The following is a 17,678-nucleotide window of genomic DNA, read 5'->3' as shown; positions in this document are numbered from 1 at the left end:
GCGCCGTTACTTCTGCTTCTGCAACTTCGTCAACGTGCCCGTACCGTTGGTCTCGGTCGCAGAATAGCTCACCCTGTCGCCGGCATGGACGGCATCCAGCATCGCCGCATCCTTGGCCTTGTACTCCTGGAGCGCGCCGGCGCTGCCTGTGCTGGCGCCGACCGTGCCCTTCTGGGTCTGCTGGATCGAAATCGTGCCGTTGAGCCGATCGATCCGCGTGATCATCCCGGTCATGTCGTCAGCAAAGGCGCTGGTTGCGAGCATGCTGAGGACCGCAGCGCCCGCAAACATGATTCTTGTGGTTCCCATCGAGGCCTCCCGACGTCTTGAGTTCACGTCGACAAGCCATCATAAATCGATTTGGTTCCGGCACATAGCGCGGCGAAAGGTTAACGTTGCCGGGGCGATTGCGGGAACTTTTCGTGAGCGGTCAGCGTAACTGACACTATTCCATTTCCTGCTGGATGACGCGTCCGAGCGCGAACAGGCGCTGGTCGAGCGAGGTTGGAACCTCGCAGACGAAGCGCACCACCTTGTTACGGTCCTCGAAGATCCGGGTCTTCCAGATCAGCTCGTTGCTGAGCGCCTGGACCTTGGCCTCGTCACGCGGTGTGGCCCCTTGCAGGGCCTGGAGCTGAATTGCCTCCTCGCGGATCTTGTCGGCGGCATCGCGCTGCTTGCGGCTGACTCGCTCGAGTCCGTTCATGACCTGGGAGCGCTGGGCGTTGAGCGTGTCGAACAGGCCGGCGAACAGCAGCTTTGCGTTCGCGGTCTTGTCGGCAGCGGAACCCGCGAGAAACTCCTTCACCAGCTTTTCCGCCTCATCCAGTGGCGTCTTGCGCGCCGCCAGTTTCGCAACGAGCGCGCTGATCCTGGCGTCGTCCTTCCATCTGTTCTGGACGTCGTCGAGCGGCGGACCGCCCCACACGGCCGCCAGCGAGATCTCGGGCACCTTCGCCTGGGTGCACGGCCAGTCCGGATAGCGCGGATCGGCGGCGTGCGCCGTCGTGCTCGCGACAGCGAGCACCAGTACAGAGGTGACCAGAACCCGAACAATCATCCTTCGCCTCCCGCAGGCCCGCGTCGCGCCAACCCGCGCGAGGGATCATAGGCCAGGATCGCACCGATCATGAAGACGATTGTGCAAACCGCGACCACCGCCAGCGAGATCCAGTTGATCTGGCCATACAGCGCGAAACGGATCAGCTCGACCGCATGGGTGAACGGATTGGCCTCGCACAGATAATAGAGATAGGGGTTGCCCTCCTGCACGCGCCAGAGCGGGTAGAGCGCGGAGGAGGCGAAGAACATCGGGAAGATCACGAAGTTCATGACACCGGCGAAGTTCTCCAGCTGCTTGATGCCCGACGAGATCAGCATGCCGAGCGAGCCCAGCATCAGCCCCGACAGGATCAGCGCCGGCAGCACGGTGAGATAGCCCTGGGGCGGCGGGGTGATGTCCCAGAGCCAGGCGATCAGCAGGAACGCATAGACCTGGAGCAGCGATACCGCGGTGCCCGCGAGCAGCTTGCAGAACAACAGGAACCCCCGCGGCAGCGGGCTCACCAGGAGCGTCCGCATGTTGCCCATCTCGCGGTCATAGACCATCGAGAGCGAGGATTGCATGCCGTTGAAGAGCTGGATCATCGCCATCAGCCCGGGCGCGATATAGACCTCGTAGAGGATGTAGGTCTCGTAGGGCGGGATGATGGAGATGCCGAGCACCTGGCGGAAGCCGGCGGCGAAGATGAACAGCCACACCAAAGGCCGCACCAGCGCCGAAACGAAGCGCTCGCGCTGATGCAGGAAGCGCAGGCCCTCGCGCCAGACGATGCCGCTGAGGCAGGTCATGTACTCGGCGAACGAGAAGCCGCGCGGCGCCTCGCGCGTCGTGATGCTGCTCATGCGCCGCCTCCAGGCATGGTTTGCGCGCCGGTCAGGCGCATGAAGGCGGTGTTGACGTCCTGCGCGCCGGCTTCCGCGACGACGCGGTTCATCGGTCCCTGCGCCAGCACCTTGCCCTGGTGCAGCACCACGAGATCGTCATCGGGCATGATCTCGTCGAACAGGTGCGTGGCCCAGAGCACGCCGATGCCTTGCTCGGTCACGAGCTGCCGCACGTGGCTGATGATGTCGGCGCGCGCCTTGACGTCGAGGCCGACGGTCGGCTCGTCGAGCAGCAAGAGGCGCGGCCGGTGCAGCAGCGCCCGGGCGATCTCCAGCCGCCGCATCTGTCCGCCCGAGAGGTCGCGCACCTTGCTTGCGGCGCGATCGGCAAGGCCGATCCGGCCGAGCAGCTCGGCGCTGCGCGCCGAGGCCTCGCGGCGGCCGATGCCGTGCAGCGCGGCGTGGTAGAGCAGGTTCTGCGTCAGCGACAGATCGAGATCGAGCGTGCGCGGCTGGAATACGACCCCGAGCAGCCGCAGCGCTTCGCCCGGGCTCTTGCTGACGTCGTGCCCGAAAATGCCGACGCGGCCGGACTGGATGCCGAACAGCCGCGTGATCAGCGAGAACAGCGTGCTCTTGCCGGCGCCGTTGAGTCCCAGCAGCGCCGTGAAGCTCGCGGGCTGCACATTGAAAGACACGTTCGTCAATGCGCGCCGCGGACCATAGGCATGGCTGACACCGTCGATCGACAATGCCGGCACCGCGGCCTCTTCGGGTCTCGGCGTCTCCTGGGCTTCGGCGATCGGGGCGGGGCTGGTCATGGCGCGATCGCGACGCCCCAGGGCAGCTCGCCGACCTGAATGGTCTTGATCACCTTCTGCGCGGCGACGTCGATGACGGAGACGTCGTTCGACACACCGTTGGTGGTGAGCAAATATTTCTCGTCCGGCGTGAACGCCATGTGCCAGACCCGCTGCCCGACCAGGAGATATTTCGTCACCTTGCGCGAGGCGACGTCGACCACGGCGATGCGGTTGGCGGGGCCGAGCGCGACGAACGCGGTTTTGTCGTCCCTGGTCATGCCGATGCCGACCGGCTGGATCGCCTCCTTGCGCAAGCCCGGAATCTCGAACGTGACCTTGCCGATCACCTCGTGCTTTTTGGGGTCGATGATCGAGACGGTGCCGCCGATCTCCGAGGACACCCACACCTCGGAAGAATCATGCTTGTACTCGGCGTAGCGCGGCCGCGCGTCCACCAGCACGTTGGCGACGATCTGGCGCGAGGCGGTGTCGATGAAATGCGCCATGTTGGTGGTTTCCGAGGTGTTGATCAGCGTCTTGCCGTCCGGACTGATGGTCATGCCCTCGGGCTCGACACCGACCTGGATGTCGCCGAGCCGGGCGCGCTTCTCGAGGTCGATCACCGTCACCGTGTTGTCGTTCTCGTTGGCGACATAGAGCGTCTTGCCGGCGGCATCCTGCGCGAACAGCTCGGGGTCGGGTCCGGAGGGCAGGCTGTCCACCACGGTTTGCGTCTTGGCGTCGATCACCTGGATGGTGTCGTCGTCGCCGACCGCGACCATCACGAACTTGCCGTCGCGGGTAAGGTCGATGCCGCGCGGACGCTGGCCGACCTTGATGGTCTTGGTCACGGTCCAGCTGTCGGTATCGATCACCGAGACTGTATTGCTCTTCTCGTTCGAGACATAGGCGATGAACGCATGCGCTGGGGCTGCCGCCAGCGCCAATGCGGAGAGAAGTCCAACACGCCACATCCGCGACATCTGCATCCTCATTTCAGCTTGCATTTGCTCTCCGGGCGATCGTAGCCGAGCGTGTCGAGCTCGGAGACCTGGTGCAGGAATCCTTCCTGCGGCGACACCGACACCACCATCCGGCCGTCGACCAGGAGGATCGGCTGACGCAGCTGCAGGTTCCAGTCGCGCAAGGTCAGTCGCGTGCCCTTGAAGGCGGCGACCGAGAAATCCGGACCCTTGATGAAATCGGTGACCTTCCTGACCTCGCCGGAATTGGTGCGCGAGGTGGCCTCGCCGATCATGCGCACCGCCGTCCAGGCCTGCATGTCGCGCGCGGTCATCCGGCGCAAATTCAGCTTGATGAAGCGGTTCTGCATCTGGATCGCGCCCCACTGATCCTGCGATGCGTCCCAGCTGCGCGGCACGAGGCCGGCGGAGCCGGCGACCGGGCGCGGATCCCAGGTGCGATAGGGCAGATAGGCGCCGAACACCTCGCTCTCGTCGGCGGCGACCAGCACGTCATAGGCCGGTGCCTGCTGCGTGAAGACGGGGATCTGACGCTGGATCTGCGCTACGCCGCTATCGGTGCGCCGCGCCCCGCCCTTGTCCTCGAAGGTTCGCTCCTGCACGATCTTGGCGCCGAACCGCGCCGCGGTGCGCCTGATAGCATCCGCGAACAGCTTGTCCTCGTCGTGCGAGCCGACCACCAGCAGCCAGCGCGACCACTTCTTCCACACCAGATATTGGCCGAGCGCGTCGGCGAGCATCGCACGCGTCGGCGCGGTGTGGATGACGTTGGCGCGGCAATCGGTCTCGCGCAGCCGCTCGTCGATCGCGCCGGCGTTGAACAGCAGCGTGCCGCGGTCGCGCAAGGCGTCCGCGACCTTCAACAGCGCATCGGCGGGCAGGTCGGCGATGATGAAGCCGTTCTTCTCGGCGAGCGCGGTCGCAGCCTGCACCACGTCCTCGCCTTCCCTGATGCGGCGCTCCTCCAGCGTGAAGCGCTGGCCGGTGAATTTCCCGGTGGTGTTGTTGTCCTCGATGGCAAGGCGCGCGCCGGCGAGGCCGTCGTTCTCGGCAGGCTGCTCGGCGAGCGACAGCGTTGATCGGGTGCCGGCGATTGCGAGATAGCCGACGCCGATCGTGACGGGATCGGCCGCAAGCGCGCTCGTCGCGGCAAGACCAAAGCCGATCAGGCCGGCCAACCATCGGATCATGTTTCCTCCAGACGATCTCCCCGGCTTGACCGCCGGTGAAGAATTGTCTCTGCTTCAAGCATGACCAATTTGTCAGGCCGTGCAACCCCGCATTTCGTCCCCGCGCGCGCGAAGCCGGGCATCACGATCATGCGAGCATTGTTGGCAACCGCAGCATTGCTGTGGACGGGGGCGGGCGCGCTCGCCGATCCACCGAAGCTCGCGGTGTTCGATTTCGAGTTGGTCGACACCAGCCTGCCGGGCGAGTTCTACGGCTCCAAGCCGGAAGAGGCGCGGCTCATGCGCATCAGCGAGCAGCTGCGCAAGGAGCTGGCAGAGTCGGGCCGGTTCCAGGTGCTTGACATCGCGCCGGTACGGGAGGCCGCCCGTGGCGCGAACCTGCAGGCCTGCGGCGGCTGCGACCTCAAGCTCGCCGGCCAGCTCGGCGCCGATCTGGAGATCACCGGCCTCGTGCAGAAGGTCTCCAACCTGATCATCAATCTCAACATCTATCTGCGCGACGTGAAGACCGGCAACATGGTCGCGGTCGCCAGCGCCGACATGCGCGGCAACACGGATGAATCCTGGTCGCGCACGATGAGCTATCTCATCCGCAACCGCCTGCTGGCGCCGAACTACGGGAAGCCGTGAAGGGGTTTTCCCTCTCCCCTTGTGGGAGAGGGTGGCTCGCCGCGTAGCGGCGAGACGGGTGAGGGGTTTCCATCCCCACGAATGGTCGTGCGAGCGGAGAGAACCCCTCATCCGGCGCTTCGCGCCACCTTCTCCCACAAGGGGAGAAGGAAGAACGTAGTCACCCCTTCAATCTCTCCGCATGCCAGTGCAGGTGATCGCTCATGAAGGTCGAGATGAAATAATAGCTGTGGTCGTAGCCCGCCTGGCGCCGCAGCGTCAGCGGGATGCCGGCCTTGGCGCAGGCGGCCTCGAGCAGCTCCGGCCTGAGCTGCTCCTTCAGGAAATTGTCGGCCTCGCCGACGTCGACCAGGAAGCCGGAGAACTTGGCGCCGTCCTCGATCAGCGCCACCGTGTCGTGATTGCGCCAGGCCTCCTTGTTCGGTCCGAGATAGCCGGTCAGCGCCTTGATGCCCCAGGGCACGAGCGAGGGCGCCACGATCGGGGCAAAGGCGCTGGCTGCGCGAAAGCGGTGCGGGTTGCGCAGCGCTACCGTCAGCGCCCCGTGGCCGCCCATCGAATGCCCCATCACCGATTGCCGCCTGGCGTCGACCGGAAAGCTTTCCGCAACCAGCTTCGGCAGCTCGTCCGTGACGTAGCTCCACATGCGATAATTGCGTGCGAACGGCTCTTGCGTGGCGTCCACATAGAAGCCGGCCCCGAGGCCAAAATCATAGGCGTTGTTGGCATCGCCCGGCACGTCGGGGCCGCGCGGTGAGGTGTCGGGCGCGACGAAGATCAGGCCGAGCTCGGCACAGGCCTTGCGGAATTCGCCCTTCTCGGTGACGTTGGCATGCGTGCACGTAAGGCCGGAGAGATACCAGACCACGGGCAGCTTGGCCCCGTCCGCATGCGGCGGGATATAGACCGAGAACACCATGTCGGTTCCGGTCACCTGGCTGGCATGGCGATAGACGCCCTGCACGCCGCCATGGGATTTGTTGGTCGAGACAGTCTGAATCGTCATGCCTAAGAGCTCCGTGGCATCTCACCACATCAAGATTGCAACGCTTGTGTGACCGAATTCGTGGCGTGGTCAGGCGACACCGCTGTCGATCGCCAGCCGCACCAGCTCCACCGAGGTCTTCACCCCGAGCTTCTGGCGCATGATGGACGAGGTATTGGCCACCGTCTTGTAGGACGATTGCACCAGCCACGCGATCTCGGACAGGCTCTTGCCGGCGCTGAGCAGCCGCAGAATCTCCATCTCGCGCGCGTTCAGCTTCGACAGCGGGTTTTGCGCCAGCGTGGGTCCGGCGAAGGCGATGCTGCGCGCGATCGCGGTCGGAAGATAGGTGCCGCCGCTTCCGACGGCGCGGATCGCCTCGACGAGGTCGTCGGGGTCGCCGGTCTTGGAGACGTAGCCCTTGGCGCCGCACTCGATCGCACGCGCGGCGAAGGCGGGGTCGTCATTCATGCTGAACATGATGATGCGCGCCTCGGGCGCGCGCTCTAGGATGCGGCGCGCGAGCTCGAAGCCGGAGACGGTTGGCAAATTTATGTCGATGATGCAGAGGTCGGGACGTTCGACGATGAAGACGCACTCGCCGTCCTCGGCGTCGGCGGCTTCCAAGATTTCGATCTCGCCTTCGTCGGCCAGCACGGCACGGCAGCCGGAGGCGACGATGGGATGATCGTCGACGATCAGAATGCGCATAGGCGTTCCCCGCGACAGCCCGTTCCCTTGGAGCTTGCCTGTTCTGCGCCGCATGAGACTGACCAGGCAAGACGCGCGTCTCGTGTCGGCTCATGCAACCCGGCTGGGATTGCTGTACGCTTCCGATTAGATATCGGGCGGTTCGCCTCTGTCAACGTCGTCGGACAGGCGCCAACCCTTCGCGAGGCACGAGCGAGACCAATGTGGCAGAATCTTTCCTTGCGCGGGCGCATCAATCTCTTGCTGGCGCTGCTGCTGGCGCTGGGGCTCGCGGTCAATATCGGCCGGCAGATCGCCGAGGCCGGCCCGCGCGTGCAGGCCGAGGACCAGAGCGTGATCCGCCTCGCGCGCGAATTCATCGAGATGATCGTTGCCGATCTCAACGAGGCACCCGATCCTGATGCCAGGCTGAACCAGATCGCGCGCGATCTCAGTCGCCTGCGCCATGTCAGCATCGCGCTGCACGATTCCGGTGGGAACCCGCTGACGCCCCGCCGGCTTGGCTCCGATGTCGACACGCGTGCCCCGCCGGCCTGGTTCGTCAGCCTGGTCCATCCGGAGCAGACCGCGGTCAGCGTGCCGGTCTCGATCCGCGGCAAGCCCGGCTCGCTCGTGATCACCTCGCATCCCGACGACGAGATCGCCGAGATCTGGGACGGCATCGTGACCCAGCTCGAGGTCGGCTCGGTGATCGCGCTTGCGCTGTTTTTCCTGATGATGAAGGTGGTCGGCCGTGCCCTGGCACCGTTACAGTCGCTGGCGGACGCCATGGGGAAGCTCGAAAGCGGACATTACGAGGCCCGCGTCGCGCCGGGCGGCGCGCCGGAGCTAGCGGCGATCTGCACCAGGCTCAACCATCTTGCCGCGACGCTTGGTGAAGCGGTCGAGGACAAGCGGCGCCTCGCCGAGCGCGCGGTGTCGCTGCAGGACATCGAGCGCAAGGAGATCGCGCGCGAATTGCACGACGAGTTCGGACCCTATCTGTTCTCGCTGCGCGCACATGCGAGCGCGCTGGCGAAGCAGGCGGACGGACGCGAGCCGAGTGCGGATGCCGTGCGCAAACATGGCAGCGCCATGCTGGAGCAGATCAATGCACTCCAGCAGTTCAATCGCCGCGTGCTGGAGCGTCTTCGGCCCGTGGGCCTTGCCGAGCTCGGCCTGCGCCAGGCGCTCGAATCCCTGTCGCGGCTGTGGCGGGAGTCGCATCCCGACGTTGCGATCGAGACCTCGATCTCGCCGGCGCTGGGCCCCACCGGCGAGACCGCCGATCTCACCATCTACCGCATCGTGCAGGAGGCGCTCACCAATGTGTTCCGCCACGCCGGTGCGACCTCGGTCAGCGTCGTCATCGAGCCGGTCGAGCAGGCCGGCGGCCGCTTCTGCGCCCGGGTGCGGGTCAGCGACGACGGCCGCGGCATGGAGCCAGGCCAGAAGCTCGGCTTCGGCCTCGTCGGCATGCGCGAGCGGATCCTGGCGCTCGGCGGCACGCTCAATGTGGTCTCGGGTGAGGGCGGTGTGACCGTGGAAGCGCTGGTGCCGACAGCGGCAACCTGATCGCATCCAAAGCGATCGGGAAAAATTCCCGATTTGGTCGGGAAAATGGGTGTGGATAGGGTCCGACCTTTTGTGGCTGGCGTCCCCATTGCGGCCGAATAAACTCGTCCCGACCAATCGGCGGAACATCAAAACAGTCGGTGGTCACGGATGGGAAGGCGGGGATGGGCAAGGTTGTTTCGTTCAAGCGTGCTTTGTTGATGGCTTCGGTGTCGACCGGGCTGGTATCGGGCTTGGTCTATGCGACCCCTGCCGGGGCCGCGCCGGACGAGGAGACCAACGTCCAGAACCTGCCGCCGGTCGAGGTGACCGCACCACCTTCGGCAGCGCGGCGCGCGGCGCCGTCGCGACCTGTTGCGCGCGTGGGGGCGCCGGGATCGGCCGCGCCGAGGACACGCCTTTACGTCTATCCGACCTCGCCGGGCACCGGCCGGGGTCTCGATGTCGACAAGGTTCCGTCGGCGATCAATGCCGTCGATGCCAACCAGATCAGGCGCACCGGTTCGCTGAACGTCACGGACGCGCTGCGCGACAACATCGCCGGCATCAACATCAGCGAAGTCACCGGCAATCCGTTCCAGCCGGATGTCGAATTCCGCGGCTTCGTCGCTTCGCCCGTGACGGGCACGCCGCAAGGCCTTGCGGTGTACCAGAACGGCGTCCGCATCAACGAGGCCTTCTCGGACGCCGTCAATTGGGACCTGATTCCGACGGCCGCGATCAGGTCGGTGACGCTGGTGACCAACAATCCGGCCTTCGGCCTCAATGCACTCGGCGGCGCGATCAACTTGCAAATGAAGGACGGCTTCACCTATCAGGGCGCCGAGCTCGACCTCATGGGCGGATCGTTCGGCCGCATCCAGGGCTCGGCGCAATGGGGCAAGCAGGTCGACCAGAACTTCGCCGTCTACGGTGCGCTCGAAGGACTGCGCGACAACGGCTTCCGCAATTTTTCCCAATCGACCGTGCGGCGCTTCTACGGCGATGTCGGCTACAGGGCCGGCGACAGCGAATTCCACGCCAATATGGGCGTGGCCAAGAACGATTTCGGCGCCAGCGCCACGGTCCCGGCCGAGCTGCTCGACAGATATTGGGGCGCGACCTACACCACGCCGCAGACCACCTCCAATCGCGTCGGCTATCTCAACCTGACCGGCAAGGTCGACGCGACGCCGACCTGGACGCTCGAAGGCACCGCGCGTGTGCGCAGGTACGAGCAAAAGGTGGTCGACGGCAACCCGACCGACGTGGAGGAGTGCGCTGCAGATCCGGCGCTGCTCTGCTTTGGCGACGACACCTCACCCGCCTACGGCGCGGGCGGCGTGCAGCTTGCCAACCCATTTGCGCCGGGCACGATCCTCGGCGCGATCGACCGCGGCTCGATCCGTTCGACCACGTTCGGCGTGTCGGGGCAGGCCACCAACACCGACCAGTTGTTCGGTCATGACAACCGCTTCGTGGTGGGCGCAACCTATGACGCCAGCGTCACGCGCTACAACGCCTCCTCCGAAATCGGCTCGATGGGAGAGAACTACGTCGTCAGCGGCAGCGGCGTTTTCCTGGGACCGACTCCTGTGGCGGACCCCGTCGCCGGCCCGGTCTCGCTGCGGACCGTCAATCAGTATAACGGCCTCTACGCGATGGATACGTTCAACGTCACGGATGCCTTCGCCATCACGGGGGGCGGCCGCTTCAATGCGGCGCGGATCACGTTGGAAGATCAGCTTGGGACTGCGCTCAACGGCGATCACACCTTCACGCGTTTCAATCCGATCATCGGCGGCACCTACAGGATCACGCCGGAATTGACCGCCTATGCCGGCTATTCCGAGGCCAACCGCGTGCCGACACCGCTCGAGCTCGGCTGCGCCGATCCCGCCAGGCCCTGTCTCATCGCGGCCTTCCTGGTTGCGGATCCACCGTTGAAGCAGGTCGTCTCCAAGACCGTGGAGGCCGGTTTCCGGGGCACCAAGGAGTTGAACATCGGCACCCTCGGATGGAAGATCGGCGGCTTTCGCGCCACCAACCACGACGACATCATGGCGGTGCCGGTCGTTGGCCGGACTGGTTTCGGCTATTTTTCGAACGTAGGCCGCACACGGCGGCAGGGGCTCGAAGCCGAAGTCAACATCAAGTCTCCGACGCTGCAGTTCCAGGCGAGTTACGCGTTCGTCGATGCCCGCTTCCTTGATCCGCTCGAGCTCGGCTCGGAAAGCCCGTTTGCCGACGATACCTCCGAGACCATTCAGGTCAGGCCCGGAAACCAGATCCCGGCAGTCCCGCGCCACCGCGTCAAGGTCGGCGTCGACTATGCCGTGACCGACGTCTGGAAGGTCGGCGGCAACGCGCTGTTCGTCTCCAGCCAGTATCTGGTCGGCGACGAGTCCAACCAGTTCGCGAAGCTGCCGTCCTATACGGTGTTCAATCTCCACACCTCCTATCAGATCGCGAAGAACGTCCAGCTCTACGGCCGCGTCGACAACATCTTCGACAAGCGTTACGTGACCTACGGCCAGTTCTTCGACCGCGACGCCTTGCCCAACTTCACCAATGGCGGCGCGGATTTCACCGACCCGCGCTCGCTGAGCCCGGCAAGGCCGCGCGCGTTTTACGCGGGGTTGCGGGTGACGTTCTAGATTTTCACTCCACCTTCACGCGCTCGAGCGGAGCCGCAGCGACGTTCGCCTGCTCCCGGCCTTTGGCCGCACTCGCGCGGTGGCGTCGCTGCACCAGATATTGATCGCCGAGCACGCCGACCAGGATCACCGTTCCCATCACCGCGAAATTGAGCGAGCTCGGAATGCCCAGCAGGTTGACGAGATTCTGCAGCACCTGGAGCAGCACGGTGCCGAGCACGACGCCGATGATCGAGCCTTCGCCGCCGCGCAAGGAGCAGCCGCCGAGCACGGCGGCGGCGATGGCGTAGAGCTCGTAGAACGAGCCGTGCACCGCCGGCGAAATCGAACGGGTGTACATCGCGATCAGGATCGCCGAAAACGCAGTCAGCCCGCCACAGATGACATAGGCCGAGATGATCACGCGGTTGGTGCGAATGCCGGAGTAGCGTGCCGCTTCCTCGTTCTTGCCGACGGCAAGAAGATAGCGGCCGAACACCGAGCGGTGAAGCACCACCCAGGCGATCACGGCCACCACGGCGAGCGCCACCACGCTGTGCGGCAGCGGGAATCCGAGCACGTTTGTGCGGCCGGCGGCCAGCCATTCCAGCATCGGAAAGCTCGCGCCGAAGCCGAAGCCCGCCGTCGCGTCCTCGGTGTAATAGCGCGCCGCGCCGCGATAGATCAGAAGGCCGCACAGCGTGACCACGAAAGCCTGGATCCGCATCCTGGTCACCAGCGTGCCATGAATGAGGCCGATCACGAGCCCGGCCGCGACGATCATCGCGAGGGCTACGACCCAGTTGACGTCGTGATTGACGATCAGGTCGATGAACAGGACGCCCAGCAGTGCGATCACCGAACCCACCGACAGCTCGATCCCGCCGATGATGATGATGAAGGCTTCGGCGATGGAGAAGATGCCGAACAACCCGATCTGGTTGGCGGTGTTCGAGAGATTGCCAACGTACAGGAATCTCGGATTGATCAGGGCGACAACGGTCCCGACCACCAGAATCAGAACGAGAAGGCTCAGGTCTTTCTTGCTCAAGGTCCCTCCGCCGTGATTGTGTGGCCAACGGCAAGCTGCAGCACATTGTGCTCACTGAACTGGCTGCGATCAAGGAAGCCCGAGATCGCGCCTTCATGCATCACCGCGAGCCGGTCGCTGACCCCGATCACCTCCTCCATGTCGCTGGAGATCATCAGGATCGCCACCCCGGCATCGGTCAGGCGGCGCAGCATGCCGTAGATTTCCTGCTTGGCTCCGACGTCGACCCCACGCGTCGGCTCGTCGACGATCAGCACCTTCGGCCGCATCGACAGCCATTTGGCGAGCACGACCTTCTGCTGGTTGCCTCCCGACAGCGAGCCGACGGCGGTCTTGACGTCGGGCGCGCGGATTTTTAGGCGCTCCCGCTGACGCACCGCGTTCTCGTTCTCGCGATCGGTATCCACCAGCCAGAAGCGCATATAGGACGCCAGATCCGGCAGCGAGATGTTTTCGGCGATCGAGACGTCGAGCAGCAGGCCCGCGCCCTTGCGGTCCTCCGGAACGAGATAGATGCCTTGCTTGATGGCGGCCCGTGGGCTTGCGATACGGATCGGCTCGCCATCGAGTCGTATCGTGCCGCCACGCAGTGGGTCGATGCCGAAGACGGCGCGGGCGAGCTCGGTGCGGCCGGACCCGACGAGACCGGCAAGCCCGAGGATCTCGCCGCGGCGGACCGACAGGCTCACGGCGCGGCCGGGATAGGTGTCGGTGACCGCATCGACGATCTCCAGCACGCTGTCGCCGGGCGGCGCGGCCGGCGGAACGTAGAGCGATTTCAGGTCGCGGCCGATCATCAAGCGGATCATCGCCGCCGGAGAGAGCTCCGCACGCGTCAGCGCGCCGACCACGCGACCGTCGCGCAGCACGACCGCACGGTCGGCGCACTGCATCACCTCGTTGAGCCGATGCGTGATGAAGATGATGCTGACGCCGTGGGCTTTCAGGCCGGCCACGGTGCGCATCAGGCGGTCCGTCTCGGCGAGCGTCAGGCTCGAGGTCGGCTCGTCCATGATGACGAGACGAGCGTCGAGCGAAAGCGCCTTCATGATCTCGACCAGCTGGCGCTGCGCCAGCGACAGGTCGGCGAGCGGCGCATCGGCCGCGAAATCGCAGCCCAGCCGCTCCAGCAGCGGCGCGACATCGGCATACATCCGTTTACGATCGATCAGCCGCAAGGGCCCGCCGTGCACGGGCTCGCGGCCGATGAAGACATTGCCGGCGACATCGAGATTGTCGAACAGGTTCAGTTCCTGATGGACGAAGGCGATGCCCGCCTTGATCGCATCCGCCACGGTGAGCGAAGATCGCGCGGCCCCGTCGACACGGATGAAGCCGCCGCTGGGCTCCACGACCCCGCCGAGCACGCGCATCAGCGTCGACTTGCCGGCGCCGTTCTCGCCGATCAGCGCAACGACCTCGCCGGGCGACACCTGCAGACCGACGTGGTCGAGGGCGACCACGCCTGGATAGCTCTTGCTGATGTCGACCAGTTCGAGAAACGGTTCTGGCATGGCAGGCTGCACGGCGGGCAGCGCGGATCTCTCCTATTTCTTCAGCATCTGCTTCATCGAGGCCATGAACTCGTCGACATTCGCCTTTTCGATGACCTTGCCGGGCACGATGATGATACCGTTAGCCGGAATGCCGGACTTGTTGCCGCCGATGTAGTTCGCCATCAGCTTCATGCCCTGATAGCCCCATTCGAACGGCTGCTGCACCACCGTGCCGACGATGCTGCCTTCCTTGACGCCGCCGAGCGTAATCGGATCCTCGTCGAAGCCGATGATCTTGATCTTGCCGAGCTTGCCGGCCTCCTTGAGCACCTCGTAGATCCGCGGCGTGTTGTAGGAGTAGAAGCCGACGAGGCAGCTCACATCGGGCATGGCGGCGAGAATGTCCTCGACGTTGCGCTTGGCGCGGGTCTGGTCGATCTCGTCGCCGCGAACGTCGACGAGCTCGACCTTCGAGCCTTTGAGCGTCTCCTTCACGCCTTCGATGCGCTCGCGTGCGTTGTCGGCGCCGGGTAGGCCGACGAAGCCGACGCATTTGCCGCCGTTCGGCAGCGCCTTGACCATCAGCTTTCCTGCCTCCTTGCCGAGGTCGGTGTTGGAGGAGCCGATATAGGCCACGCGCTTGGATTTCGGCGCGTCGCTGTCGGTGGTGAACAGCAGGGTCTGGGACGCAACCTTGTTGAGATGCTCGGTCTGGTTCTTTGGATCGACTGCGCTGACCATGATGCCGGCGGCACCGGCGGCGACGAGGTCGTCCATCACGCGCTGCTGCACGGCGGCCGCAGCCTGTTCCGGATATTTGAACTGGAGCTCGTAGTTGGGCAGCTCGCCCTGCGCCTTCTTCATCCCGGCCTCGGCGATCTTCCAGAAGTCGGACGCCCCGTTGACGACGAAGGCCAGAACCTTCTTGTCCGCCGCATCCGTCGGGCCGACACCCGCTGCGATCGCGAAGGCAACAGACACACCTGCAACCAAGAGACGCTGCATATCATTCCTCCCCTAAGGCGGTCGGCCCTTTTTGATGGCCAACTCTGCTTGAACCCAGATTGGGCGCATGCCTCACCCCCAGCGGCACGGCAATCAGCCGCTACCCGCATCGTTGCGGCAGAGGCGGGTCACCAACCCGGCCGGCGAGGTGAAATGAGGCACGTACCTCAAGCTAGCAGAAGCCCGCCGCGCACGCAATTGGAAGCAACGGTCTGGACGTCAACCGCCGCGCTCAGGCTGGTGTCGCCGGTCCCGCGGCAGCCTTTTCGGGCAATCCGCAGCCCGCTTGCGCCTTTAACCGATTGGAAACCATCGCAAATGATCTGAAAATTGTAACGAAACTCTCCGGCCGTCTCCGCGTCGGTTCGCCGGAGGGCCCGTGATGACTGAGCAGCAGTTGAGAGAGCAGGAATTCCAGATTGCGCGGTACCGGCATCTGGAGCGCGAGGTGACCGATCCGCTTGCAGCGTGTCTGCTTCACAGCATCATCGAGGAGCTCGAGGCCGAGCTGCGCAAGGAAAGGCCGGATTGGCACGGGCCCGGTCATTAACCGTTTGTTGGCGCTAATGATGCCAATTGTCGGCGTGGGAATACCAGGGGAGGCTGCTCCCATGCTGAAGGACGGCACCTACGCCGCTTGGTACAAGACGCCCATCGACCAGGGTACCGGGATCGTCCATGTCGCAGACGGCCAGATCTGGGGCCGTGACAGCCTGATGACCTATCACGGCACCTGCCAGATCGATGGAGATCGCTTCACCGCAACCGTATTGACGAAGCGTCACACCGACGGACGCGCCACCGTGTTCGGCAACGATCAAGAGCTGACGTTGACGATCGAGGGAAGCTGCCCTGGCAAGATCGCGACCTACACCGCGACAGCACCTCAGGCGCCGGGCATGATCCTCCACGGAACGCTCATCCTCAGGGAACAACAGCCGCCCCCACCTGAACCACCAGGGCAGATGCCGGCATTCAATCCCGACAAGCTGCCGAAATTGCCGAAGCGCTCGCGCTGATCATCGCGACGAAATCGCACGTCGTCTCGACTGGCCGCCGGCCGGCTCCGAATCCAGCTCATCTGCAGCGCTTCGTCATTTTTCCTCCGGCCATCCCCGGGCGAGTATCGCCGCCTGTTGCAAGGTGATGCTTCGGACCAGCGGGTCCGCATGACGGTGCACGAGTTGCCAATCCGTGCCGTCCTTGCGGTAGACTTCGGTCACGCGCAGCGACCAGTCTTGAGCCGGCAACCCGCCCACCTCGGCGCGCTGGCGCTCGACCATGACGAGAGCGACGAGCGCGTCGGATGCATAGGTTTGCAAAACCTCAAGTTCGGTTTGGCCTTCCCTGAAGTATCGGGAGAGGGCAGCCAGACGCTGGGGACTAGCGTCGAATCCCCGACTCGCAGGCCCGCCGAAGGGCTGCATCAGCGTGAAATCGGGCGCGATGCGGACAAGCTGGGACCAGCGGTCCACATCGCCACGCATGAAGGCGGCATTCTTCTCGCGGGCGCGTTCGACGAGGCCTGCTATCGCGTCGCTTCCAGCGGCCGCACCGGCCGAAAGCTGACCGGACAGGGGAATTGCTGCGGTAGCGGCCATCATCGAGCGCCGCGATATCTTTTCCTGCTCGCATGGCCACCTGTTCAGCCCGGACGGTTTGTTGGTCATTTCTCAGCTCCTGATCGAACGACGAGCGCCCATGCATGAAGCCTTGATCCCAATGAATCCAGCGATATGATTTCAGCAACATGCTGAACCAAATTGATCTATCCAGGATTGATCTGAATCTCCTCGTGCTCTTCCGCGTGGTCCTGGAAGAGCGCCATGTCGCGCGTGCAGCCGCTCGGCTGAGCCTGACGCCGTCGGCTGTCAGCCATGCGCTTGGCCGGCTCCGTCTTCTACTGAACGATCCGCTGTTTCTGCGGACCCCGAAGGGGGTCGTTCCAACGGAGCGGGCCTTGGAGCTTGGAGAGCCGGTGGCCGAGATCATCGCGCGCGTCGAACAGCTGATCGGCTCGGCCACACCGTTCGACCCGGAAAAGAGCAGCCGCAGGTTCACCATTGGCGCACCCGATGCGGTGCTGGTCTCGGCTACCGGTCCGCTGTTGCGATCGATCGCAGCTGCTGCGCCGCACATTGACATCGGGTTGATCCACCTGATGCCCGCGCCGCGCGACGGCGCGATCGGAGAGCCTTGGCAGCAATGCCTCGACATGCTGGAAAGACGCGAGCTGGACGTCGCAATGTTGCCGCTGCCTTCGGTATCACCGCGGTTCGAAGCGCGCAGCCTTTATGAGGAGGAGTTTGTGCTGGCCATGCGCAAGGGACATCGCTTGTCAAAAGCGCCAACCCATGCGGCCTTCGCGCAATCGCAACATCTGCTGGTCTCTCTCAGTGGTGAACCGCGTGGTTTCGTCGACGACATGTTGGCTAAGCGCGGCCTCCAACGCCGCATCGCGTTGACGGTCCCGAATTTCATGATGGCGCTTGCCCAGCTTTCCGGGTCTGATCTGATCGCAGCCTTGCCGCGCCGATTGGTGGAGCACCACGCGCGCCGTTTCGGCTTGGTGTTCGTCGAGCTGCCTTTCGCGCGCAAACCGGACACGATCCGGGCCATCGCGACCAAGGCGGCGATGAGAGACGCCGGCATTGAGTGGCTGATGCAGGTCTTGGTCGGTTCAATCGGAGCAAGTCGACGCTAGAATCCACCCGCTTCTCAAATCGCCCGGAACTGTTCATTGTGCCGGTCCGAAACGAAAAGAAGTG

Annotated in this window: 18 protein-coding genes; 6 read left to right on the top strand and 12 right to left on the bottom strand. The window is 64.6% G+C overall.

Annotated features, from left to right (window positions below; all coding sequences use genetic code 11):
• Window positions 1–6 precede the first annotated feature (6 nt).
• The 6 genes from I6F09_RS18335 to I6F09_RS18310 form a co-directional block, all read right to left on the bottom strand.
• Window positions 7–309 (bottom strand): copper-binding protein, encoded by a 303-nt coding sequence (locus tag I6F09_RS18335; protein ID WP_036007909.1) that lies wholly within the window; start codon window positions 307–309, stop codon window positions 7–9.
• Between the two features lie 136 nt (window positions 310–445).
• The gene (locus I6F09_RS18330; RefSeq protein WP_225188700.1) at window positions 446–1,060 is read right to left on the bottom strand and encodes a hypothetical protein; all 615 of its coding nucleotides are present in this window, start codon (window positions 1,058–1,060) and stop codon (window positions 446–448) included.
• The gene (locus tag I6F09_RS18325) at window positions 1,057–1,905 is read right to left on the bottom strand and encodes an ABC transporter permease (protein ID WP_036029401.1); all 849 of its coding nucleotides are present in this window, start codon (window positions 1,903–1,905) and stop codon (window positions 1,057–1,059) included. Before I6F09_RS18325 ends, I6F09_RS18330 begins: the two co-directional genes overlap by 4 nt.
• Window positions 1,902–2,708, bottom strand: a complete 807-nt coding sequence (locus I6F09_RS18320; RefSeq protein WP_225131831.1) for an ABC transporter ATP-binding protein — start codon at window positions 2,706–2,708, stop codon at window positions 1,902–1,904. The genes I6F09_RS18325 and I6F09_RS18320 overlap by 4 nt, the downstream gene beginning before the upstream one ends.
• Window positions 2,705–3,673, bottom strand: a complete 969-nt coding sequence (locus tag I6F09_RS18315) for a YVTN family beta-propeller repeat protein (RefSeq protein WP_225112039.1) — start codon at window positions 3,671–3,673, stop codon at window positions 2,705–2,707. The genes I6F09_RS18320 and I6F09_RS18315 overlap by 4 nt, the downstream gene beginning before the upstream one ends.
• 8 nt (window positions 3,674–3,681) lie before the next feature.
• Window positions 3,682–4,863 carry an ABC transporter substrate-binding protein gene (locus tag I6F09_RS18310; protein WP_225188699.1) on the bottom strand — a complete coding sequence of 394 codons (1,182 nt, stop codon included), beginning with the start codon at window positions 4,861–4,863 and terminating at the stop codon, window positions 3,682–3,684.
• Between the two features lie 60 nt (window positions 4,864–4,923).
• Between I6F09_RS18310 and I6F09_RS18305 the strand changes: the two genes are divergently transcribed.
• A complete protein-coding gene (locus tag I6F09_RS18305; RefSeq protein ID WP_225142639.1) occupies window positions 4,924–5,493 on the top strand; it encodes a DUF3280 domain-containing protein in 570 nt (189 codons plus the stop codon).
• A 160-nt stretch (window positions 5,494–5,653) separates the two neighbouring features.
• Here the strand turns inward: I6F09_RS18305 and fghA are convergent, their stop codons facing one another.
• Window positions 5,654–6,499 (bottom strand): S-formylglutathione hydrolase, encoded by an 846-nt coding sequence (fghA, locus tag I6F09_RS18300; protein ID WP_128263293.1) that lies wholly within the window; start codon window positions 6,497–6,499, stop codon window positions 5,654–5,656.
• A gap of 69 nt (window positions 6,500–6,568) precedes the next feature.
• Window positions 6,569–7,189 (bottom strand): response regulator transcription factor, encoded by a 621-nt coding sequence (locus I6F09_RS18295; RefSeq protein WP_036007891.1) that lies wholly within the window; start codon window positions 7,187–7,189, stop codon window positions 6,569–6,571.
• A 201-nt stretch (window positions 7,190–7,390) separates the two neighbouring features.
• Here I6F09_RS18295 and I6F09_RS18290 point away from each other — a divergent pair, with 201 nt between their 5' ends.
• Together I6F09_RS18290 and I6F09_RS18285 are read left to right on the top strand one after the other, a co-directional pair.
• The gene (locus tag I6F09_RS18290; RefSeq protein ID WP_192893121.1) at window positions 7,391–8,743 is read left to right on the top strand and encodes a histidine kinase; all 1,353 of its coding nucleotides are present in this window, start codon (window positions 7,391–7,393) and stop codon (window positions 8,741–8,743) included.
• Window positions 8,744–8,907: 164 nt separating this feature from the next.
• Complete coding sequence (locus I6F09_RS18285; RefSeq protein ID WP_225188698.1) at window positions 8,908–11,379, top strand: TonB-dependent receptor; 2,472 nt, start codon at window positions 8,908–8,910, stop codon at window positions 11,377–11,379.
• Between the two features lie 4 nt (window positions 11,380–11,383).
• Here I6F09_RS18285 and I6F09_RS18280 read toward each other — a convergent pair whose 3' ends face one another.
• The 3 genes from I6F09_RS18280 to I6F09_RS18270 are packed head-to-tail and all read right to left on the bottom strand — an operon-like array spanning window position 11,384 to window position 14,910.
• The gene (locus tag I6F09_RS18280; RefSeq protein WP_225188697.1) at window positions 11,384–12,409 is read right to left on the bottom strand and encodes an ABC transporter permease; all 1,026 of its coding nucleotides are present in this window, start codon (window positions 12,407–12,409) and stop codon (window positions 11,384–11,386) included.
• Window positions 12,406–13,923 (bottom strand): sugar ABC transporter ATP-binding protein, encoded by a 1,518-nt coding sequence (locus I6F09_RS18275; RefSeq protein ID WP_225152325.1) that lies wholly within the window; start codon window positions 13,921–13,923, stop codon window positions 12,406–12,408. The genes I6F09_RS18280 and I6F09_RS18275 overlap by 4 nt, the downstream gene beginning before the upstream one ends.
• Before the next feature lie 33 nt (window positions 13,924–13,956).
• Window positions 13,957–14,910, bottom strand: a complete 954-nt coding sequence (locus tag I6F09_RS18270) for a sugar-binding protein (protein ID WP_225188696.1) — start codon at window positions 14,908–14,910, stop codon at window positions 13,957–13,959.
• Window positions 14,911–15,292: 382 nt separating this feature from the next.
• Between I6F09_RS18270 and I6F09_RS18265 the strand changes: the two genes are divergently transcribed.
• The gene (locus I6F09_RS18265) at window positions 15,293–15,460 is read left to right on the top strand and encodes a hypothetical protein (protein ID WP_192893123.1); all 168 of its coding nucleotides are present in this window, start codon (window positions 15,293–15,295) and stop codon (window positions 15,458–15,460) included.
• 61 nt (window positions 15,461–15,521) lie between these two features.
• Window positions 15,522–15,929 carry a hypothetical protein gene (locus tag I6F09_RS18260; protein ID WP_036007872.1) on the top strand — a complete coding sequence of 136 codons (408 nt, stop codon included), beginning with the start codon at window positions 15,522–15,524 and terminating at the stop codon, window positions 15,927–15,929.
• A gap of 75 nt (window positions 15,930–16,004) precedes the next feature.
• Here the strand turns inward: I6F09_RS18260 and I6F09_RS18255 are convergent, their stop codons facing one another.
• Entirely contained in the window at window positions 16,005–16,580 is a 576-nt protein-coding gene (locus tag I6F09_RS18255; protein WP_225142943.1) for a nuclear transport factor 2 family protein, read from the bottom strand.
• An 80-nt stretch (window positions 16,581–16,660) separates the two neighbouring features.
• Between I6F09_RS18255 and I6F09_RS18250 the strand changes: the two genes are divergently transcribed.
• Window positions 16,661–17,614 (top strand): LysR family transcriptional regulator, encoded by a 954-nt coding sequence (locus I6F09_RS18250; protein WP_225188695.1) that lies wholly within the window; start codon window positions 16,661–16,663, stop codon window positions 17,612–17,614.
• The last annotated feature ends 64 nt before the right edge of the window (window positions 17,615–17,678 follow it).

Source organism: Bradyrhizobium sp. IC3195 (assembly GCF_020193585.1).
Classification (GTDB): Bacteria; Pseudomonadota; Alphaproteobacteria; order Rhizobiales; family Xanthobacteraceae; genus Bradyrhizobium; species Bradyrhizobium yuanmingense.
The sequence above is the reverse complement of the archived record's forward strand: the minus strand, read 5'-3'. Positions and strand labels throughout refer to the sequence as shown.

What these genes read in the sequence shown, in the direction of transcription:
- I6F09_RS18335 (WP_036007909.1), bottom strand. Translation starts at nt 309, where the DNA reads ATGGGAACCACAAGAATCATGTTTGCGGGCGCTGCGGTCCTCAGCATG.
- I6F09_RS18330 (WP_225188700.1), bottom strand. Translation starts at nt 1,060, where the DNA reads ATGATTGTTCGGGTTCTGGTCACCTCTGTACTGGTGCTCGCTGTCGCG.
- I6F09_RS18325 (WP_036029401.1), bottom strand. Translation starts at nt 1,905, where the DNA reads ATGAGCAGCATCACGACGCGCGAGGCGCCGCGCGGCTTCTCGTTCGCC.
- I6F09_RS18320 (WP_225131831.1), bottom strand. Translation starts at nt 2,708, where the DNA reads ATGACCAGCCCCGCCCCGATCGCCGAAGCCCAGGAGACGCCGAGACCC.
- I6F09_RS18315 (WP_225112039.1), bottom strand. Translation starts at nt 3,673, where the DNA reads ATGTCGCGGATGTGGCGTGTTGGACTTCTCTCCGCATTGGCGCTGGCG.
- I6F09_RS18310 (WP_225188699.1), bottom strand. Translation starts at nt 4,863, where the DNA reads ATGATCCGATGGTTGGCCGGCCTGATCGGCTTTGGTCTTGCCGCGACG.
- I6F09_RS18305 (WP_225142639.1), top strand. Translation starts at nt 4,924, where the DNA reads ATGACCAATTTGTCAGGCCGTGCAACCCCGCATTTCGTCCCCGCGCGC.
- fghA (WP_128263293.1), bottom strand. Translation starts at nt 6,499, where the DNA reads ATGACGATTCAGACTGTCTCGACCAACAAATCCCATGGCGGCGTGCAG.
- I6F09_RS18295 (WP_036007891.1), bottom strand. Translation starts at nt 7,189, where the DNA reads ATGCGCATTCTGATCGTCGACGATCATCCCATCGTCGCCTCCGGCTGC.
- I6F09_RS18290 (WP_192893121.1), top strand. Translation starts at nt 7,391, where the DNA reads ATGTGGCAGAATCTTTCCTTGCGCGGGCGCATCAATCTCTTGCTGGCG.
- I6F09_RS18285 (WP_225188698.1), top strand. Translation starts at nt 8,908, where the DNA reads ATGGGCAAGGTTGTTTCGTTCAAGCGTGCTTTGTTGATGGCTTCGGTG.
- I6F09_RS18275 (WP_225152325.1), bottom strand. Translation starts at nt 13,923, where the DNA reads ATGCCAGAACCGTTTCTCGAACTGGTCGACATCAGCAAGAGCTATCCA.
- I6F09_RS18270 (WP_225188696.1), bottom strand. Translation starts at nt 14,910, where the DNA reads ATGCAGCGTCTCTTGGTTGCAGGTGTGTCTGTTGCCTTCGCGATCGCA.
- I6F09_RS18265 (WP_192893123.1), top strand. Translation starts at nt 15,293, where the DNA reads ATGACTGAGCAGCAGTTGAGAGAGCAGGAATTCCAGATTGCGCGGTAC.
- I6F09_RS18260 (WP_036007872.1), top strand. Translation starts at nt 15,522, where the DNA reads ATGCTGAAGGACGGCACCTACGCCGCTTGGTACAAGACGCCCATCGAC.
- I6F09_RS18255 (WP_225142943.1), bottom strand. Translation starts at nt 16,580, where the DNA reads ATGACCAACAAACCGTCCGGGCTGAACAGGTGGCCATGCGAGCAGGAA.
- I6F09_RS18250 (WP_225188695.1), top strand. Translation starts at nt 16,661, where the DNA reads ATGCTGAACCAAATTGATCTATCCAGGATTGATCTGAATCTCCTCGTG.